1 protein-coding gene is annotated in these 969 nt (G+C 44.9%); it reads right to left on the reverse strand.

Going from position 1 to position 969, the window contains the following annotated elements; all coding sequences use genetic code 11:
* On the reverse strand, positions 1-969 hold a 969-nt coding region (locus R8N49_RS25460; protein WP_318190255.1), incomplete at both ends, for a phosphoethanolamine transferase.

Below are 969 nucleotides of genomic sequence, written 5' to 3' on the forward strand. Positions count from 1 at the left end.
CTTAAGTTTGTTGATGGTTTGTTCCAAGACAAAGTCTGTGTAACGAATGGTATTGTCGTAGGTATTTACGATCTCTTCGACGCTACAGTTTTCAATGTCTGCACGTGGGCAATCCGGTTGGAAAAATGCTTTCTCTTTCGGGTAACGTTGGAAGTAAGTTGGGCCATGGCTGCCAATAAGATGCATGGCTACAACTCGGTTACCGTTCATGTTCGACACTTCTTGGTCAAAGTCACTCAGTAGTGCCATGTCGTAACAAGTTTGACCGTTGCACAGTGCGTTTTGTTGCTTTCTGTCTACTTCGATTTTTTTGATCTTATGCGCGACTTCTTTATCGCCACCGTCGTTTTCTTTCCACAGTAGGTCGATACCTGCACGTTGCATGATATCTAACGCGTTGTCTTGGTTATCAGCTTGTTTACGGTCAAATTGATTGCGCGTTAACTGAGAAAACATGCATGGTACAGATACCGCTGTCGCAGTGCCGCATGACGCTACATCTTTAAAAGAAATCACATCTAATTGGCTAGTGTAGGGGTTAGTTTCACGCTCGTAACCGTTCAGTTGATAGTTTTGAGTACGTGCGGTTTCACCTACCACAAAAACGAGTAACGTCGGTTTGTCCTGCGCTTGCTGTAAAGCGGTCGGAGATTGCTGTGCATCAGTACCGATTTCACGATATGGCTGTGGCGTAGTTAAGTAATTTTCTTTTACGTAACTTGTCGCGCTGTAGACATATTGCGTTGGGATGATCATTTTTTTCAGGTAGCTGTTATTGCGACCCACAGATGCGTAATCTTGATAGTACAACCCCGCAATCACGGCAATAACTGCTAACGAAGCGAGCATCGCGACCAGTTTTGTAAGCACAAAGCGTAGCCATTGTCCGCGTTGTGGTTGCAGCTTTACTTTGAACACAATCAGGGCAGGAATCACACCCATTAACGTCGTCCAAACGACCGAATATGT

Source organism: Vibrio sp. 1978, assembly GCF_033344345.1.